This window comes from Streptomyces sp. CA-210063 (assembly GCF_024612015.1).
In the GTDB taxonomy this organism is placed as follows: Bacteria; Actinomycetota; Actinomycetes; order Streptomycetales; family Streptomycetaceae; genus Streptomyces.
In genome coordinates this window covers 7,985,118-8,001,039 of sequence record NZ_CP102512.1, presented here as the reverse complement: position 1 = coordinate 8,001,039, position 15,922 = coordinate 7,985,118, and the positions used below count along the sequence as shown (strand labels likewise).

The window sequence follows — 15,922 nt, the reverse complement described above, 5'->3', positions numbered from 1 at the left end:
ACGGGACAGGGGCGGGCCTGGTCTGCGGCCTATGTCCGGTCCTTCGCGCCGTCGGCCTGCGCGGGTACGCGCCGGGTGCGCGGGTGTTCCGCTCGGTCGTGGGCCTTGTCGGCCTCGTGCTCCTTGTGGTCCTCGCGCTCCTTGTGGTCCTTGAGGCGGGCGCGGAGGTCGCGGACCTCGCGTTCCAGGGCGTGGGAGCGTGCGTGGGCGTCGTACAGGTAGCGGACCTTGGTGCGCAGGGCCCAGGGGTCGACGGGTTTCATGACGAGGTCGGCGACGCCGAGGTGGAAGGCGGCGGAGGTGAGTTCGGCGTCGGGGCCGAAGCCGGTGAGGAGGATGACGGGGATGTGCTGGGTCTGTTCGACACCGCGCATGTAGCGGACGACGTCGAGGCCGCTGACGCCGGGCATGCGGACGTCGAGGAGGAGCAGGCCGACCTGGCCGCGGAGGACTTCCTTGAGGGCCGCGTCGCCGCTGGTGGCGCGGGTCAGCCGGTGGCCCAGGGAGGCGAGGGCGCTCTCCAGGGCGTACAGCGTGTCCTCATGGTCGTCGACGATGAGGATCTTGGCTTCCGACGGCATGGCTTCTCACCGCGTGTGGTCGTGTCCTGACAAGGAGTGCTCACGCAGGATGCCCGCTGGAGGACTTGATGTCACTCCCCTGCGTCTGCCGCTGTGCCTGCCGTGCCGGTGGTGCGTGCTGTGTATGCCGTGCCTGTTGTGCCTGCCGTGCCTGTTGTGCCGTTCAGGGCGTCGTCCGCGATGCGCTCGTGGTGCCGGATGACTTCGGCGATGATGAAGTTGAGCAGTTTCTCCGCGAACGCCGGGTCCAGCTTGGCACTTTCGGCGAGTCCGCGCAGCCGGTTGATCTGTTGCGCCTCGCGGTTCGGGTCGGCGGCGGGCAGTTGGTGCGCGGCCTTGAGGTGGCCGACCCGCTGGGTGCACTTGAATCGCTCGGCGAGCATGTGGACGACGGCGGCGTCGATGTTGTCGATGCTGTCGCGCAGCCGTGTGAGCTCCGCCCGTACGTCCGCGTCGACCGCGCCGGAGTTCGCCTCGTCGGTGTTGCTGGTGGTCATGGTCGTCACCCTACGTCGCAGGCGATGCGACGCCCACGTCGGCTTAGAGTGGAACGTATCGAGGCGTCTTTGGGGGTACGGACGTGGCGAACGGCGGACCTGTCGAGCACGGATACCCGCATCTGGAGACCGTGCGGGCGTCGATCACCGCGCTGTACAAACGGCTCTCGTACGACACGATCCAGGCCTTCGCCACCAGTGTGGCCCCCGTCGACGTGGCGTTCTGCGACACCGACGACCTGCATCTCGGCGCCCAGCGGGTGGCCCGTGAGCTGGTGCGGCACTATCGGCTGCCGGAGGCCCGGATGATCGTCGGGTTCCGGGAGATGACCCAGGCGGCGAACGTCGAGCTGGCCGCGGGGCCCGAGTACTTCATCGAACTCAACGACCGCTTCCGCACCCACCGCCGGGACATCGGCGCGGCCCTCGCCCATGAGGTCATGCATGTCTATCTGCACCGGCTCGGGCTGTCCTTTCCCGGCACCCGCGACAACGAGATCCTCACGGACACGGCGGCGACGTATCTGGGGGCGGGGTGGCTGCTGCTGGACGCGTTCCGGGAGGATGCCGCGTCGTCGCAGAAGCTGGGGTATCTGACGCCGGAGGAGTTCGGGTATGTGCTGGCGAAGCGGGCGCAGGTGTTCGGGGAGGATCCTTCGGTGTGGTTCACCAGTCCTCAGGCGTATGCCGCGTACGCGGAGGGGCGGGTGCGGGCTCGCGGGGACGAGCGGCAGCCGCCGCTGACGGCGGCGGGGTGGGCGGGGCGGCGGCGGTACGCGCGGGATCGGCGCCATGCGCAGGACCTGCGGTCGGTGTCGCCGGTGTCGGGGGTGCCGTATGTGTTCACGCCTGGGGGGCGGGAGCCGCTGCGGGTGTCGTTTCCCTGTCCGACGTGTCATCAGAGGATTCGGGTGCCGGTTCGGGGGCGGGTTCGGGCTCGGTGTGGGTTGTGTCGGACGGTTTTGGAGTGTGACACGTAGGGGTTTGGGGGGCGTGAGGGGGTGATGGGTTCGGTGCGTTGGCGGGTGCGGGTGTGTGGGGGCTGGTCGCGCCCACGCGGCGGAGCCGCAAATCGACACAGCCCCGCGCCCCTGAAAGAACCGGGGCGCGGCCCTTGTCGGAAGGGTGCTCGTGGCTCAGCCCGACCCGTACACCCGGCCCGGTGTCTCCGCCTCCGCCAGTAGTTTCCGTACGGTCTCCCCTGCCTCCGCCGGATTCCAGCGTGCCCCCTTGTCCGTCGTGGGGCCCGGGTGCCAGCCCTCCATGACGGTGATGCGGCCGCCCTCTGTTTCGAAGACTCGGCCGGTGACGCCCTCGCTCGCGGTGGAGCCCAGCCAGACGACCAGGGGCGACACGTTCTCCGGGGCCATCGCGTCGAAGCCGGTGCCGGGGGCGGCCATGGCCTCGGTGAAGACGCCTTCGGTCATCCTCGTGCGCGCCGCGGGGGCGATGGCGTTGACCTGGACGCCGTAGCGGGCCAGTTCGGCGGCGGCGACCAGGGTGAGGCCGACGATGCCGGCCTTGGCGGCGCTGTAGTTGGCTTGGCCGAGTGAGCCGAGGAGGCCCGCGCCGCTGCTGGTGTTGATGACCCTCGCTGTCGGGGGGCGGCCGGCCTTGGTCTCGGCGCGCCAGTGGGCGGCGGCGTGCTTGAGGGGGAGGAAGTGGCCCTTGAGGTGGACGCGGAGGACGGCGTCCCAGTCGTCCTCGTCGAGGTTGACGAGCATGCGGTCGCGGAGGAAGCCGGCGTTGTTGACGAGGGTGTCGAGTCGGCCGTAGGTGTCCAGGGCGGTGCGTACGAGGGAGGCGGCGCCGTCGGTCGTGGCGATGTCCCCGCCGTGGGCGATCGCGTCCCCGCCCCCGGCGCGGATCTCCTCGACGACCCGGGCGGCCGGGCTGTCGGGGGCCGGGGTGCCGTCGAGTCCGACGCCGAGGTCGTTGACGACGACGCGGGCGCCCTCGGCGGCGTACGCGAGCGCGTGGGCGCGGCCGAGGCCGCGGCCCGCGCCGGTCACGATCACGACGCGCCCCTCGCAGAGCTGGTGTGTGCCACTCGTCGTGGTGCTCGACGTGGTGCTCAACGTCCTTCTCCTTCGTCGGTGTTCGCCGTCGCCGCGTCCAGGAAGGCCGGGCGTTCGCCGCCGCCGTGGACGAGGAGGGAGGCGCCGGTGATGTACGCCGCCGCGTCGGAGGCGAGGAAGACCGCCGCCTCGCCGACGTCGGAGGGGTCGGCGAGGCGGCCCATGGGGACCGTGCGGGCGACGGCCGCGATGCCGTGGTCGTCGCCGTAGTGGAGGTGGGAGAGTTCCGTGCGGACCATGCCGAGGACGAGGGTGTTGACGCGTATCTCGGGGGCCCATTCCACGGCCATCGTGCGGGCCAGGTGCTCCAGGCCGGCCTTGGCCGCGCCGTACGCCGCCGAGCCGGGCGACGGGCGGCTGCCGCTCACGCTGCCGATCATCACGATCGCGCCCCTGGCCCGCCGGAGGTGTGCGTGGGCGGCGAGGGAGACGGTCAGCGGGGCGGTGAGGTTGAGTTCGATGACGCGGGCGTGGCGGCGGGCGTCGGCGTCGGTGAGTGGCCGGTAGGGGGTGCCGCCCACGTTGTTGACGAGGACGTCGAGTCGGGGCAGGTCGTCGAAGAACGCTTGGACGGCATCCGGGTCCCGTACGTCCAGGGGCGCGAACTCGGTTCCTTTGAGGGGTACTTCGGGTGGGCGGCGGGCGCAGGTCACGACCTCCGCGCCGGCTTCGGTGAAGGCTCGGGCGATGCCGGCGCCGATGCCGCGTGTGCCGCCGGTGATGACGGCGAGCTTCCCGTTGAGCCGCATCCGCTGCTACCTTCCGCACATAGACGTACCTAACAAACGTTAGGTGGAAGGTAGCTGATGCTCCGATGGGTGTCTCCACCTCGTCCCCGGAAAAGGGGATTTCCGTTGTCACCGTCGATTTCCCGCCCGTCAACGCGCTGCCGGTGCGCGGGTGGTTCGAGCTGGCCGGCGCCGTGCGCGAGGCGGGCCGTGATCCCGAGGCCCGGTGTGTGGTGCTGGCGGCGGAGGGGCGCGGGTTCAACGCCGGGGTGGACATCAAGGAGATCCAGGCGGCGGGGCGCGGCGCGCTGATCGGCGCCAACCACGGCTGCGCGGAGGCCTTCGCGGCGGTGTACGAGTGCGAGGTACCGGTGGTCGCCGCCGTGCAGGGGTTCTGTCTGGGCGGCGGGATTGGGCTGGTGGGCAACGCGGACGCGATCGTGGCGAGCGAGGACGCGACCTTCGGGCTGCCGGAGCTGGACCGGGGCGCGCTGGGTGCGGCGACGCATCTGGCGCGGCTGGTGCCGCAGCATCTGATGCGCGCGCTGTACTACACCTCGCGTACGGCGACCGCGGCCGAGCTGCGGGCGCACGGCTCGGTGTGGCGGGTCGTACCGCGTGCCGAACTGGCCGTCGGCGCCCTGGAGTTGGCGCGGGAGATCGCCGCGAAGGACGGCCGGCTGCTCCGGCTGGCCAAGGCCGCCATCAACGGCATCGACCCCGTCGACGTCCGTCGCAGCTACCGCTTCGAGCAGGGCTTCACCTTCGAGGCGAACCTCAGCGGGGTGGCCGACGAGGTCCGGGACACCTTCGGGAAGACGGGGAAGGACGGCGCGGGTGAGTGACAAGACGATGACCGCCGACGAGGCCGTCTCGCGGCTGGCGAGCGGGATGACCCTCGGCATCGGCGGCTGGGGCTCGCGCCGCAAGCCGATGGCGCTGGTGAGAGCACTGCTCCGGTCCGAGATCACCGATCTCACCGTTGTCTCGTACGGCGGCCCGGACGTCGGCATGCTCGCCGCCGCCGGACGTATCCGGAAACTGGTCGCCGCCTTCGCCACCCTCGACTCCATCCCCCTCGAACCCCACTTCCGCGCGGCACGCGAGCGCGGCGCCTTCGACATGATGGAGATCGACGAGGCGATGTTCATGTGGGGGCTGCGGGCCGCCGCGAACCGGCTGCCCTTCCTGCCACTGCGGGCGGGGATCGGCTCGGACGTGATGCGGGTCAACCCGGGCCTGCGGACCGTGACGTCGCCGTACGACGACGGGGAGACCCTCGTCGCCATGCCCGCCCTGCGTCTGGACGCCGCGTTCGTGCACGTCAACCGGGCAGACCGGCAGGGCAACGGCCAGTATCTGGGCCCGGATCCGTACTTCGACGACCTCTTCTGCGAGGCGGCCGACACGGCGTACCTGTCCTGCGAGCGGCTCGTCGACGATTTCGCCACGGCCGAGCCGACGAAGGAGGTCACGGCCCAGACGCTGCTGGTCGGCCGCCAGGTGGTGACGGGTGTGGTCGAGGCCCCGAACGGCGCGCACTTCACCTCCTGCGCCCCCGATCACGGGCGGGACGAGGCGTTCCAGAAGCACTACGCGACCACCCCCTGGGGGGAGTTCGCCGAGCGGTTCCTCGCGGGCGACGAGCACGCCTATCAGTCGGCCGTACGGGCCTGGCACAAGGAGGGCTCATGAGCGGAGCGACCCGCGCCGAGTACTGCGTGCTCGCGTGCGCCGAGGCCTGGCGCGGGGCCGGGGAGGTCCTCGCTAGCCCCATGGGTCTCATCCCGTCCCTGGGCGCACGTCTCGCCAAGTGGACGTTCTCGCCGGACCTGTTGCTGACCGACGGCGAGGCCACGCTCGTGGGCCTGGACGGGACACCGGAGGGCTGGCTGCCGTACCGCAGGCATCTCGCCCTCGTCACGGGCGGCAGGCGGCACGTGATGATGGGCGCGAGCCAGATCGACCGGTACGGCAACCAGAACATCAGTTGCGTCGGTGACTGGGCGAAGCCGAGGCGACAGTTGCTCGGCGTACGGGGGGCACCCGTCAACACCCTGAACAATCCGACCAGTTACTGGATCCCCCGGCACTCCCGGCGGGTCTTCGTCGAGAAGGTCGACATGGTGTGCGGGGTGGGGTACGACCGCGCGGCCGAGCACCCTGTGACCGCCCGCTTCCATCACCTTCCCCGGGTCGTGTCCGACCTCGGGGTGTTCGACTTCGCGACCCCCGACCACTCGATGCGGCTGGCCTCCCTGCACCCGGGCGTCACGGTCGAGCAGGTCGGGGAGGCGACCGGGTTCGCGCTCGCCGTCCCGGACGACGTGCCGTACACCCGTGAACCGACGGCGGAGGAACTGCGGCTGATCCGCGAGGTGATCGACCCGGCTCAGACCCGCGCACGTGAGGTCCAGGGCTGATGGACAAGCTGATGGACACGGCCCTCACCCGGCTGGTCGGCGTCCGCCATCCCATCGTGCAGACCGGTATGGGCTGGGTGGCCGGCCCCCGGCTGGTCTCCGCCACGGCGAACGCGGGCGCGCTCGGCATCCTGGCCTCCGCGACGATGACGCCCGACCGGCTCCGGGACGCCGTACGGGAGGTGAGGTCCCGTACGGACGGCGCGCCCTTCGGGGTGAATCTGCGGGCGGACGCGGGGGACGCGCGGGAACGGGTGCGGATCATCGTCGAGGAGGGCGTCCGGGTGGCGTCCTTCGCGCTCGCGCCGTCCAGGGAGCTGATCGCCGAGCTCAAGGACGCGGGGGTGATCGTGATCCCGTCCGTCGGTGCCCGGCGGCATGCCGAGAAGGTCGCCGCGTGGGGTGCGGACGCGGTGGTGGTGCAGGGCGGTGAGGGCGGCGGGCACACCGGGGAGGTGGCGACGACCGTCCTGCTGCCGCAGGTCGCGGACGCCGTCGACATCCCCGTCGTCGCCGCGGGCGGCTTCCACGACGGGCGCGGTCTGGTGGCCGCGCTGGCGTTCGGGGCGGCCGGGGTGGCGATGGGCACGCGGTTCCTGCTCACCTCGGACTCGACGGTGCCGGACGCGGTGAAGGCCCGCTATCTGGCGGCGACGGTCAAGGACGTCACCGTCACCACGGCCGTGGACGGGCTGCCGCACCGCATGCTCCGCACGGAGTTCGTGAGCGCCCTGGAGGCGTCCGGCCGTACGAGGGCCCTGGTGCGGGCCGTGCGGAGGGCGGCGGGCTTGCGGAAGCTGTCGGGCATGAGCTGGGCCCGGATGATCCGGGACGGACGAGCGATGAGACACACGAAGGGCCTCACCTGGAGCCAGGTCCTGCTCGCCGCCAACACCCCGATGCTGCTCAGGTCGGCGATGGTGGACGGACGTACGGACCTGGGGGTGATGGCCTCCGGGCAGGTCGCCGGGGTGATCGACGACCTGCCGTCGTGCGCGGAGCTGGTGGAGCGGATCATGAAGGAGGCTGACGAGGTACGGGAGCGCCTCGGAGCCGCCTGACGACCGTCACGTCCGCCCGATGACCGTCACGTCCGCCTGACGACCGTCACGTCCGCCCGATGACCGTCACAGCCGCTCGATGATCGTCACGTTGGCCTGCCCGCCCCCCTCGCACATGGTCTGGAGCCCGTACCGGCCGCCCGTGCGCTCCAGTTCGTGCAGCAGCGTCGTCATGAGCTTGGCGCCCGTCGCGCCCAGAGGATGCCCGAGGGCGATCGCGCCCCCGTTGACGTTGACCTTCTCCGGATCGGCGCCCGTCTCCTTCAGCCACGCCAGCACGACCGGCGCGAAGGCCTCGTTGATCTCGACGAGGTCGATGGCGTCGAGGGAGAGGCCGGTCTTCTTCAGGGCGTACGCGGTCGCCGGTATTGGGGCGGTGAGCATACGGATGGGGTCCTCACCGCGTACGGAGAGGTGGTGCACGCGGGCGCGCGGGGTCAGCCCGTGCTCCCGTACGGCGCGTTCGGAGGCGAGGAGCAGCGCGGCGGCGCCGTCGGAGACCTGGGAGGAGCAGGCGGCGGTGACGGTGCCGCCGTCGATGACCGGCTTCAGCCCGGCCATCTTCTCCAGCGAGGTGTCCCGGCGCGGCCCCTCGTCGACGGTCACGTCGCCGTAGGGCACGGTCTCGCGCGTGAAGCGCCCCTCGTCGACGGCCCGTACCGCCCGCTGATGGGACCGCAGCGCGTACTCCTCCTGGTCGCGGCGGCTGATGCCCCACTTCGCGGCGATCATCTCGGCGCCGGCGAACTGGTTCACCGGCCGGTCCCCGTACCGCGCCCGCCACCCCTCGCTGCCCGCGAAGGGACCTTCGGTGAGGCCGAGCGGTACGGCGGCCTGGCGGGAGGCGAAGGCGATGGGGATCATCGTCATGTTCTGGACGCCGCCCGCGACCACCAGGTCCTGGGTGCCGGAGAGCACGGCCTGCGCGGCGAAGTGCACCGCCTGCTGCGAGGAGCCGCACTGCCGGTCGACGGTCGTACCCGGCACCTCCTCGGGCAGCCCGGCCGCCAGCCAGCTGGTCCGCGCGATGTCACCGGCCTGCGGTCCGACGGTGTCCAGGCAGCCGAAGACGACGTCCTCCACGGCTGCCGGGTCCACGCCCGCGCGCGTGATCAGCGCCTTGAGCGCATGGGCGCCCAGGTCGGCCGGATGGACTCCGCCGAGCCCTCCCCCGCGCCGCCCGACGGGCGTCCGGACCGCTTCGACGATATAGGCCTCGGCCATGGCAACTCCCCTGACGTCAACGGTTATTCACGTACGGCGATCCCGTCCAGGACCATCGACAGGTACTGCCGGGCGATCTCCTCCGGGCCGAGCTGTCCGCCGGGCCGGTACCAGGACGCGGCGACCCACACGGTGTCGCGCACGAACCGGTAGGTGAGCCTTGTGTCGAGGTCGGTCCGGAACTCCTTGGCGGCGACCCCGCGCTCCAGCGTGGACAGCCACGCCTTCTCGAACTTGCGCTGCGACTGGTCGAGGAACGAGAACCGTTCCTGCGACATCAGCTGTTTCGCTTCGCTCTGGTAGATCGCGACGGCGGCGCGGTGCCGGTCGATCGCCCGGAACGACTCGGTGACCAGGGCCTCGAAGGTTTCCCGGGGGCCCAGTTCGGCGTCCAGGACGGCGTCGTACCCGTCCCAGAGTTCATCGAGGAAGGTCCGCAGGATCTCCTCCAGCATCGCGTCCTTGGACTCGAAGTAGTAGTAGAGGCTGCCGGCGAGCATGCCCACGTCGTCCGCGATCCTGCGGACGGTGGTGGCGTTGGAGCCCAGCTCGGCGAAGACGTCGGCGGCCTTGTCGAGGAGTTCACGACGACGGGCGGGCGCCGCGGCGGTCGCCTGGGGCTTCTTCTTGGTCGGCTTGGTCGGCACGCTGTTCATCGTCCTTAGGGGTGCTGGTTGCTGACGGACACAATCTCGCCCGTCATGTACGAGGAGTAGCCGGACGCCAGGAACACGATCACGTTGGCCACCTCCCACGGTTCGGCGTACCGCCCGAAGGCCTCCCGCGCGGTCAGCTCCGCCAGCAGTTCGGGCGTCGTGACCTTGACGAGGTGCGGATGCATGGCGAGGCTCGGCGACACAGCGTTGATCCGGACCCCGTACTCGGCCGCCTCGATCGCCGCGCATCTGGTCAGGGCCATCACGCCCGCCTTCGCCGCCGCGTAGTGCGCCTGCCCGGCCTGGGCGCGCCAGCCGACGACGGAGGCGTTGTTGACGATCACGCCGCCACCGCTCTCCCGCATCAGCCGCAGAGCGGCCCGGGTGCACCGGAACGTGCCGTTCAGCGTCACGTCCAGCACCTTCGACCACTGTACGTCGGTCATGTCGACGAGGTCCGAGGTGCCGCCGAGCCCCGCGTTGTTGACGACGATGTCGAGCCGTCCGTGCGCTCGTACGGCCGTCTCGAAGAGTGCGAGGACCTGGGTCTCGTCGGTGACGTCGCACGGCACCGCCGTGACGGGCTCCTCGCCGAACTCACCGGCCAGCTCGGCCTCGTACTCCTTCAGCCGGCGCGCGTGCGCGTCGCTGATGAGGACGCGTGCGCCCTCCTCCAGGAAGCGTCGCGCGGTCGCCCCGCCGATGCCGGCGCCGGCCGCCGCGGTGATCACGGCGGTGCGTCCGCGGAGCAGGCCGTGCCCGGGGACGTACGCCGGAGCCTCGACGTTCTTCATGACCGCACGGTAACCTACCAAACACTTGTTAGGGAAGGCCGGACGTCCGTTGGACAGGCCGAACGCTTGCCAGGCCAAGAGGGGTGACCCGTGGACCTCGCCCATTCCCCCGCCGACGAGGCCTTCCGCGCCGAGGCGCGCGCATGGCTGCGCGACCACGTCCCGCCCGGGCCGCTGCCCTCCCTGGAGACCGAGGAGGGTTTCGCCGCCCACCGCGTCTGGGAGGCCGAACTGTTCGCGGACCGCTGGTCGGTGGTGAACTGGCCGGCCGCGTACGGCGGCCGCGACGCGGGCCTGCTGCGATGGCTGATCTTCGAGGAGGAGTACTACGCGGCGGGCGCCCCGGGGCGTGTCGGCCAGAACGGCGTCAACCTCCTCGCCCCGACCCTCTTCGACCACGGCACCGAGGAGCAACGGGCCCGCGTGCTGCCGCCGATGGCCTCCGGCGAGGTGGTCTGGGCCCAGGCGTGGTCGGAGCCCGAGGCCGGGTCGGATCTCGCCTCGCTCACGTCCAGGGCCGTGCGCACGGACGGGGGCTGGCTGTTGAGCGGCCAGAAGACCTGGTCGTCGCGCGCCGCCTTCGCGGACCGCGCGTTCGGCCTGTTCCGCAGCGAGCCGGGCACGCCGAAACCCCACCAGGGGCTGACCTACCTGATGTTCGACCTGCGCGCACCCGGCGTGACGGTCCGCCCGATCGGCCGCCTCGACGGCAAGCCGGCCTTCGCCGAGCTCTTCCTCGACGACGTGTTCGTACCGGACGAGGACGTCATCGGCGAGCCCGGCCAGGGCTGGCGCATCGCGATGTCGACCGCCGGCAACGAACGCGGCCTGATGCTCCGCTCCCCCGGCCGCTTCCTGGCCTCCGCGAACCGGCTGTCGGACCTCTGGCACGCCCAGGGAGGGCCGGCCTCGGCACATGACCGCGTGGCCGACGCGCTGATCGGCGCCCGCGCCTACCAGCTGTTCACGTACGCGGCCGCGTCCCGCTTCCTGGAGGGCACGCCGGTCGGCCCCGAGTCCAGCCTGAACAAGGTCTTCTGGTCCGAGTACGACATCGCCCTGCACGAGACGGCACTCGACCTGCTCGGCGAGGAGGGCGAGTCGGCGGACACCGACTGGTCCGAGGGGTACGTCTTCTCCCTGGCCGGTCCGATCTACGCCGGCACCAACGAGATCCAGCGCGACATCATCGCCGAGCGCCTGCTCGGGCTACCGAAGGGCCGCCGCTGATGTGTGGCCTCATCCCGAAGGGCCGCCGCTGATGCGCTTCCTCCTGGACACCGAGCAGCGGGCGTTCGCCGAGTCGCTGGACGCCATGCTGCGGGCCGCCGACACACCCTCCGTCGTACGGGCCTGGGGGCGCGGGGAGCACGGGGCGGGGCGTGCGCTGTGGTCCCGCCTCGCGCGGGCCGGTGTCTTCGCGCTGGCGGCGCCGGAGGCGTACGAGGGGATGGGCCCCCTGCCCGTCGAACTGGCGGTCGCCTTCGTGGAGCTGGGCCGCCACGCGGTGCCCGGCCCGCTGGTGGAGACGGTGACGGCGGCGGTCCTCCTGGCCGGCCTGGACGAACCGGGCCCGGCCGAGCGGCTGCTCCCGGCGCTGGTCTCCGGGGAGGCCGTCGCGACGGTCGCGCCGGCGGGGTCGTACGCGTTGGACGGGGACGCGGCGACGACCCGCCTGTCCCTGAGCCACACCGAACTGCGGCTGTCGTCCGGACACGGTCCGGTCCGGCCCTCCTTGGACCCGGCCCGCCGCCTGACCCCGCTTCTCCCCGGCGGCGAACTCCTCGCGCCGCACCCGCCCCTCCCCCGAGCCCTCACCTGGGCCCGTCTCGCGGTCGCCGCCCAGGCCCTCGGCGTCGGACTGGCACTCCTGGACCGGACGGTGGCGTACGTCAGGCAGCGCACCCAGTTCGGTGTCGCCATAGGCTCGTTCCAGGCGGTGAAGCACCGGCTGGCCGACGCGAAGGTGGCCCTGGAGTTCGCGCGGCCGCTGGTCTTCGGCGCGGCGGTCACCCTCGACCCGGCGGACGTGGCCGCCGCCAAGCTGACGGCCTGCGAGGCGGCGTACACGACCGCCCGCACCGCGCTCCAGCTGCACGGCGCGATCGCCTACACGGCGGAGTACGACCTGTCGCTGTGGCTGACCAAGGCTCGTGCGCTGCGGACGGCGTGGGGCGGGCCCACTGAATGCCGAGGCGTGGTCCTCAGTGGTGGTGGTCGCCGCTGGTGAGCTCGCGGTACTCCTCGACCGTCGGCTTGGGGATCCTGGTCCCGGGGCCGAACATGGCGCGGGCGAGGCGGGCGCGCAGCCGGTCGACGGGCCCGACCCGGCGCCGCACGCCGTTCGCGTCGACGAGCGGCCCGACCTCGTACGGCGGGTCCTGCTCGTGCTGCGTGAGCGCGAACAACCGCTCCTGGGAGAGCGGCTCGTGGACCTCGACGTACTCGCCGTGCGGAAGCCGCTTGATGATGCCGGTCTCGCGGCCGTGCAGCACTGTGTCACGGTCCCGGCGCTGGAGCCCCAGACAGATCCGTTTGGTCACGACGAAGGCGACGACCGGCACCACGAAGAAGCCGATGCGCACGAACCACGTGATCGCGTTGATGGAGAGATGGAGATGGGTGGCGACGATGTCGTTGCCGCCGCCGATCAGCAGGACGCCGTACAGACTCAGCCAGGCCACGCCCAGTGCGGTGCGGACGGGTACGTTGCGGGGCCGGTCGAGGAGGTGGTGTTCGCGTGTGTCGCCGGTGATCCACGCCTCGACGAACGGGTAGACGCCGATGGCCAGCATGATCAGCGGGAAGAGGGAGAAGGGGATGAAGACGCCGAGGGCGAGCGTGTGTCCGAAGGCGTTGATCTCCCATCCCGGCATCACCCGGATCAGGCCTTCGGAGAAGCCCAGATACCAGTCGGGCTGGGCGCCGGTGGTGACCAGATCGGCGCGGTAGGGGCCGAACGCCCACACGGGGTTGATCGTCGCGATCGCGCCCATGAAGGTCAGCACGCCGAACACGAGGAAGAAGAAGCCGCCCGCCTTGGCCATGTACACCGGCATGAACGGCATGCCGACCACCGACTTCTGGTCCCGTCCGGGCCCGGGGTACTGCGTGTGCTTGTGGTAGAAGACCAGGATCAGATGGGCGACGACCAGCGCCAGCATGATCCCCGGCAGCACCAGCACATGGATCGGGAAGAGCCGCGAGATGATGTCATGCCCGGGGAACTCCCCTCCGAAGAGGAAGAAGGAGAGATACGTCCCCACGATCGGGACGGACAGGATGGCGCCCTGGGCGAAGCGGAGGCCGGTGCCGGAGAGCAGGTCGTCCGGGAGCGAGTAGCCGGTCAGGCCGGTGATGATGCCGAGGAACAGCAGCGTCCAGCCGAACAGCCAGTTCATCTCGCGCGGCTTGCGGAACGCGCCCGTGAAGAACACCCGCATCATGTGGACGAGCATCCCGGCGACGAAGACGAGCGCCGCCCAGTGGTGGATCTGCCGGATCAGCAGTCCGCCGCGCACATCGAAGCTGATCTCCAGCGTGGACTCGTACGCCCTGGTCATCAGGACGCCGTTGAGCTGCTCGTACGTGCCGTGGTACTCGACCTCGACACCGCTCGGCTCGAAGAACAGGGTCAGCCAGACGCCGGTGAGGATCAGGATGAGGAAGCTGTAGAGGCAGATCTCGCCGAGCATGAAGGACCAGTGGTCCGGAAACACCTTGCGCAGATTGGCCTTGGCGATCCCGTACAGCCCGAGCCGCCCGTCGGCCCAGTCCGCGACCCGCTCCCCCTTGCCGACTCCGCCCCGCCGCTCCCGACCGCCCGCCGCGGCGCCCCTTTCCCCGCCGCTCCCCGCCCCGACCGCTCGCACGCCGTCCATGCGTCGCCCTCCCGTTGGCTCGCCCCAGAGTGGCACGCACACCCGCCCATGTAAATGGGGCCCACTCCCCACTTAGGCCACTCCGCTTCCCCTCCCTACTCGACGAGCCCGAGCCCGCGGATGTGACATCCCGCCGGGCCGCCTACGCGACGATCCTCCGGGCCTTCGCCTCCACCAGCCACTTGGGGAACTCCCCCACCAGCCGGTCGTACAACTCCCCGTCGGACACGGCCCTCGGATCCGACCCGGCGTGGAAGAACCCGGCGTTGTCCACGACCCGCTTCCCCGGCACGGCCAGCTCGTCGAGCCTGCGCAGGAAGTCGAACTGCCTGCTGTCCGGATCACCGAAGCCGATGAACTGCCAGAAGAGGGGGAGGCGGGCGGCCTTGCAGACGTATCGTTCGGCGGCCAGCTTGTTGATGGGCCCGCCGTCGGTCTGGAAGACGACGAGGGCGGGGGCCGTGGAGCCACTGTCGAGGTAGTGGTCGATGACGGCGTCCATGGCCAGGTGATAACTGGTCTTCCCCATGTGCCCGAGGCCGGCCGCGATCCGCTCGATCCGCCCGCGATGGTCGGCGAGGGCGATGTCGGTCACGGCGTCGATGTCCGTCGAGAAGAAGACGACGGGCACGCGTCCGTCGTCGTCGAGATGAGCCGACAGCCCGAGCACCCGATCGGCCAGCGCCTGCACGCTGCCGTCCTTGTAGTAGGGCTTCATGGAACCGCTGTGGTCGACGACGAGGTACACGGCGGCCCGCACCCCGTCGAGCCCGTGCTTCGTGAGGGAGACACCGGCGGTCTTGTAGAGGTCGACGAGCGCGGGGGCGGCCTCCTCGACCTTGGTGAGACTGATCGCGGACATGCGGGGGCTCCTGGCATCGAGGCTGTGTGGGAAACCCGAGGTTATGGCACCCCAAAGGCCACCCCCTCCCCACTCATCCCAGCCCGTTCGCTATTTTGTTCGCCGCCGTCCTCACCGGCTCGTCATCAGTCCCGCACCCACAAGGAGCCGGTCGTGGAACCCGAATCCCCGTCGCCGTCCGAGCCCGCCGTCACCACCTGCTACCGCCACCCGAAAGTGGAGTCGTACGTCCGCTGCACCCGCTGCGAGCGGTTCATCTGCCCGGACTGCATGCGGGACGCGGCCGTGGGCCACCAGTGCCCGGAGTGCGTGAAGGAGGGCGCGCGAACGGTCCGCCAGGCCCGCACGGCCTTCGGCGGCCGGATCTCGACGGTCCCGCTGGTCACGTACGTCCTGATCGGCCTGAACATCGTGGCCTACGTCGCCGAGCTGCTCCGCCCCGAGATCGTGGACGACTTCGCGATGCTGGGCCGGGGCCTGGCCGGCCCGGACGGCCTCCACTACGTCTGGCAGAGCGCCTACCCGGCCGACTTCCAGCTCGAAGGCGTGATCGACGGCGAGTGGTACCGCCTCCTCACCGGCGCCTTCCTCCACCTCCCGCCCACCGAGGGCACCTTCGGCATCCTCCACATCGTGATGAACATGGTCACGCTGTGGAACGTCGGCCGGATGGTCGAGTCCCAACTGGGCCGCACCCGCTACCTGGCCCTGTACCTGCTCTCGGCCCTGGGCGGCTCGGTCCTCGTCCTGCTGCTGGCCCCCGACGCCAGCACGGTCGGCGCCTCCGGCGCGATCTTCGGCGTCTGCACCGCGTACTACGTCCTCGCCCGCCGCCTGGGAGCCGACCCGGCGGGGATCAACCGCTTCATGGCGGGCCTGCTGGTGTGGCTGATCATCTCGGCGGTCGTCACGTCCTGGCAGGGGCACCTCGGAGGGCTGCTGACCGGCGGCCTCATCGCCCTCGCGTTCGCTTACGCGCCTCGGGACCGACGGAGGGTGCTCGTGCAGGCGGGGGCATGTGTCGTGATGCCGGCGCTGTTGGTGGTGTCGGCCGTCGCGAAGGTTTCGGGGATGACGGGCTGAGCGAGCCGCGCCCGCCGGCAGCGGAGATTCCGCCGCCGGCGGGCGCGCCCGGAC

17 protein-coding genes are annotated in these 15,922 nt (G+C 71.0%); 8 read left to right on the top strand and 9 right to left on the bottom strand.

Features of this window, described 5'->3' with window-relative positions; translation table 11 throughout:
* Positions 1–29: 29 nt before the first annotated feature.
* Both JIX56_RS34935 and JIX56_RS34930 read right to left on the bottom strand, forming a co-directional pair.
* The gene (locus JIX56_RS34935; RefSeq protein ID WP_257546504.1) at positions 30–581 is read right to left on the bottom strand and encodes a response regulator; all 552 of its coding nucleotides are present in this window, start codon (positions 579–581) and stop codon (positions 30–32) included.
* A 71-nt stretch (positions 582–652) separates the two neighbouring features.
* Positions 653–1,078 carry a chorismate mutase gene (locus JIX56_RS34930; protein ID WP_257546502.1) on the bottom strand — a complete coding sequence of 142 codons (426 nt, stop codon included), beginning with the start codon at positions 1,076–1,078 and terminating at the stop codon, positions 653–655.
* Positions 1,079–1,161: 83 nt separating this feature from the next.
* On the opposite strand from JIX56_RS34930, the gene JIX56_RS34925 reads away from it, so the two are divergent.
* Positions 1,162–2,058: a hypothetical protein gene (locus JIX56_RS34925; RefSeq protein ID WP_257546500.1), complete on the top strand. Its 897-nt coding sequence runs from the start codon at positions 1,162–1,164 to the stop codon at positions 2,056–2,058.
* 156 nt (positions 2,059–2,214) lie between these two features.
* Here JIX56_RS34925 and JIX56_RS34920 read toward each other — a convergent pair whose 3' ends face one another.
* Positions 2,215–3,156: an SDR family oxidoreductase gene (locus JIX56_RS34920; protein WP_257546498.1), complete on the bottom strand. Its 942-nt coding sequence runs from the start codon at positions 3,154–3,156 to the stop codon at positions 2,215–2,217.
* Positions 3,153–3,905 (bottom strand): SDR family oxidoreductase, encoded by a 753-nt coding sequence (locus tag JIX56_RS34915; RefSeq protein ID WP_257546496.1) that lies wholly within the window; start codon positions 3,903–3,905, stop codon positions 3,153–3,155. Before JIX56_RS34915 ends, JIX56_RS34920 begins: the two co-directional genes overlap by 4 nt.
* 65 nt (positions 3,906–3,970) lie before the next feature.
* On the opposite strand from JIX56_RS34915, the gene JIX56_RS34910 reads away from it, so the two are divergent.
* From JIX56_RS34910 to JIX56_RS34895, 4 genes are read left to right on the top strand one after another with little or no spacing between them, the layout of a single operon-like run.
* The gene (locus JIX56_RS34910; protein WP_257546494.1) at positions 3,971–4,729 is read left to right on the top strand and encodes an enoyl-CoA hydratase family protein; all 759 of its coding nucleotides are present in this window, start codon (positions 3,971–3,973) and stop codon (positions 4,727–4,729) included.
* Positions 4,722–5,579 carry a CoA transferase subunit A gene (locus JIX56_RS34905; protein ID WP_257546492.1) on the top strand — a complete coding sequence of 286 codons (858 nt, stop codon included), beginning with the start codon at positions 4,722–4,724 and terminating at the stop codon, positions 5,577–5,579. The genes JIX56_RS34910 and JIX56_RS34905 overlap by 8 nt, the downstream gene beginning before the upstream one ends.
* Positions 5,576–6,307, top strand: coding sequence for a CoA-transferase subunit beta (locus JIX56_RS34900; RefSeq protein WP_257546490.1), 732 nt, complete (start codon positions 5,576–5,578; stop codon positions 6,305–6,307). Before JIX56_RS34905 ends, JIX56_RS34900 begins: the two co-directional genes overlap by 4 nt.
* An 11-nt stretch (positions 6,308–6,318) precedes the next feature.
* Positions 6,319–7,368, top strand: coding sequence for an NAD(P)H-dependent flavin oxidoreductase (locus JIX56_RS34895; RefSeq protein ID WP_257551296.1), 1,050 nt, complete (start codon positions 6,319–6,321; stop codon positions 7,366–7,368).
* 66 nt (positions 7,369–7,434) lie between these two features.
* Here the strand turns inward: JIX56_RS34895 and JIX56_RS34890 are convergent, their stop codons facing one another.
* From JIX56_RS34890 to JIX56_RS34880, 3 genes are read right to left on the bottom strand one after another with little or no spacing between them, the layout of a single operon-like run.
* A complete protein-coding gene (locus JIX56_RS34890; RefSeq protein WP_257546488.1) occupies positions 7,435–8,592 on the bottom strand; it encodes an acetyl-CoA C-acetyltransferase in 1,158 nt (385 codons plus the stop codon).
* 23 nt (positions 8,593–8,615) lie between these two features.
* Complete coding sequence (locus JIX56_RS34885; RefSeq protein ID WP_257546486.1) at positions 8,616–9,248, bottom strand: TetR/AcrR family transcriptional regulator; 633 nt, start codon at positions 9,246–9,248, stop codon at positions 8,616–8,618.
* Positions 9,249–9,253: 5 nt separating this feature from the next.
* A complete protein-coding gene (locus JIX56_RS34880) occupies positions 9,254–10,042 on the bottom strand; it encodes an SDR family oxidoreductase (RefSeq protein WP_257546484.1) in 789 nt (262 codons plus the stop codon).
* Positions 10,043–10,132: 90 nt separating this feature from the next.
* Between JIX56_RS34880 and JIX56_RS34875 the strand changes: the two genes are divergently transcribed.
* Both JIX56_RS34875 and JIX56_RS34870 read left to right on the top strand, forming a co-directional pair.
* Positions 10,133–11,272, top strand: coding sequence for an acyl-CoA dehydrogenase family protein (locus JIX56_RS34875; protein ID WP_257546482.1), 1,140 nt, complete (start codon positions 10,133–10,135; stop codon positions 11,270–11,272).
* A 31-nt stretch (positions 11,273–11,303) separates the two neighbouring features.
* The gene (locus tag JIX56_RS34870; protein WP_257546480.1) at positions 11,304–12,272 is read left to right on the top strand and encodes an acyl-CoA dehydrogenase family protein; all 969 of its coding nucleotides are present in this window, start codon (positions 11,304–11,306) and stop codon (positions 12,270–12,272) included.
* Here JIX56_RS34870 and qcrB read toward each other — a convergent pair.
* Positions 12,247–13,923, bottom strand: coding sequence for a cytochrome bc1 complex cytochrome b subunit (qcrB, locus tag JIX56_RS34865; protein WP_257546478.1), 1,677 nt, complete (start codon positions 13,921–13,923; stop codon positions 12,247–12,249). The genes JIX56_RS34870 and qcrB overlap by 26 nt on opposite strands.
* Before the next feature lie 142 nt (positions 13,924–14,065).
* Entirely contained in the window at positions 14,066–14,785 is a 720-nt protein-coding gene (locus JIX56_RS34860) for a vWA domain-containing protein (RefSeq protein ID WP_257546476.1), read from the bottom strand.
* Between the two features lie 153 nt (positions 14,786–14,938).
* Here JIX56_RS34860 and JIX56_RS34855 point away from each other — a divergent pair, with 153 nt between their 5' ends.
* Positions 14,939–15,868, top strand: coding sequence for a rhomboid family intramembrane serine protease (locus JIX56_RS34855; protein WP_257546474.1), 930 nt, complete (start codon positions 14,939–14,941; stop codon positions 15,866–15,868).
* Positions 15,869–15,922 lie beyond the last annotated feature (54 nt).

Coding starts and splice junctions, on each gene's coding strand:
- JIX56_RS34930 (WP_257546502.1), bottom strand. CDS start 1,078: ATGACCACCAGCAACACCGACGAGGCGAACTCCGGCGCGGTCGACGCG.
- JIX56_RS34880 (WP_257546484.1), bottom strand. CDS start 10,042: ATGAAGAACGTCGAGGCTCCGGCGTACGTCCCCGGGCACGGCCTGCTC.
- JIX56_RS34895 (WP_257551296.1), top strand. CDS start 6,319: ATGGACACGGCCCTCACCCGGCTGGTCGGCGTCCGCCATCCCATCGTG.
- JIX56_RS34910 (WP_257546494.1), top strand. CDS start 3,971: ATGGGTGTCTCCACCTCGTCCCCGGAAAAGGGGATTTCCGTTGTCACC.
- JIX56_RS34890 (WP_257546488.1), bottom strand. CDS start 8,592: ATGGCCGAGGCCTATATCGTCGAAGCGGTCCGGACGCCCGTCGGGCGG.
- JIX56_RS34915 (WP_257546496.1), bottom strand. CDS start 3,905: ATGCGGCTCAACGGGAAGCTCGCCGTCATCACCGGCGGCACACGCGGC.
- JIX56_RS34900 (WP_257546490.1), top strand. CDS start 5,576: ATGAGCGGAGCGACCCGCGCCGAGTACTGCGTGCTCGCGTGCGCCGAG.
- JIX56_RS34885 (WP_257546486.1), bottom strand. CDS start 9,248: ATGAACAGCGTGCCGACCAAGCCGACCAAGAAGAAGCCCCAGGCGACC.
- JIX56_RS34935 (WP_257546504.1), bottom strand. CDS start 581: ATGCCGTCGGAAGCCAAGATCCTCATCGTCGACGACCATGAGGACACG.
- qcrB (WP_257546478.1), bottom strand. CDS start 13,923: ATGGACGGCGTGCGAGCGGTCGGGGCGGGGAGCGGCGGGGAAAGGGGC.
- JIX56_RS34860 (WP_257546476.1), bottom strand. CDS start 14,785: ATGTCCGCGATCAGTCTCACCAAGGTCGAGGAGGCCGCCCCCGCGCTC.
- JIX56_RS34870 (WP_257546480.1), top strand. CDS start 11,304: ATGCGCTTCCTCCTGGACACCGAGCAGCGGGCGTTCGCCGAGTCGCTG.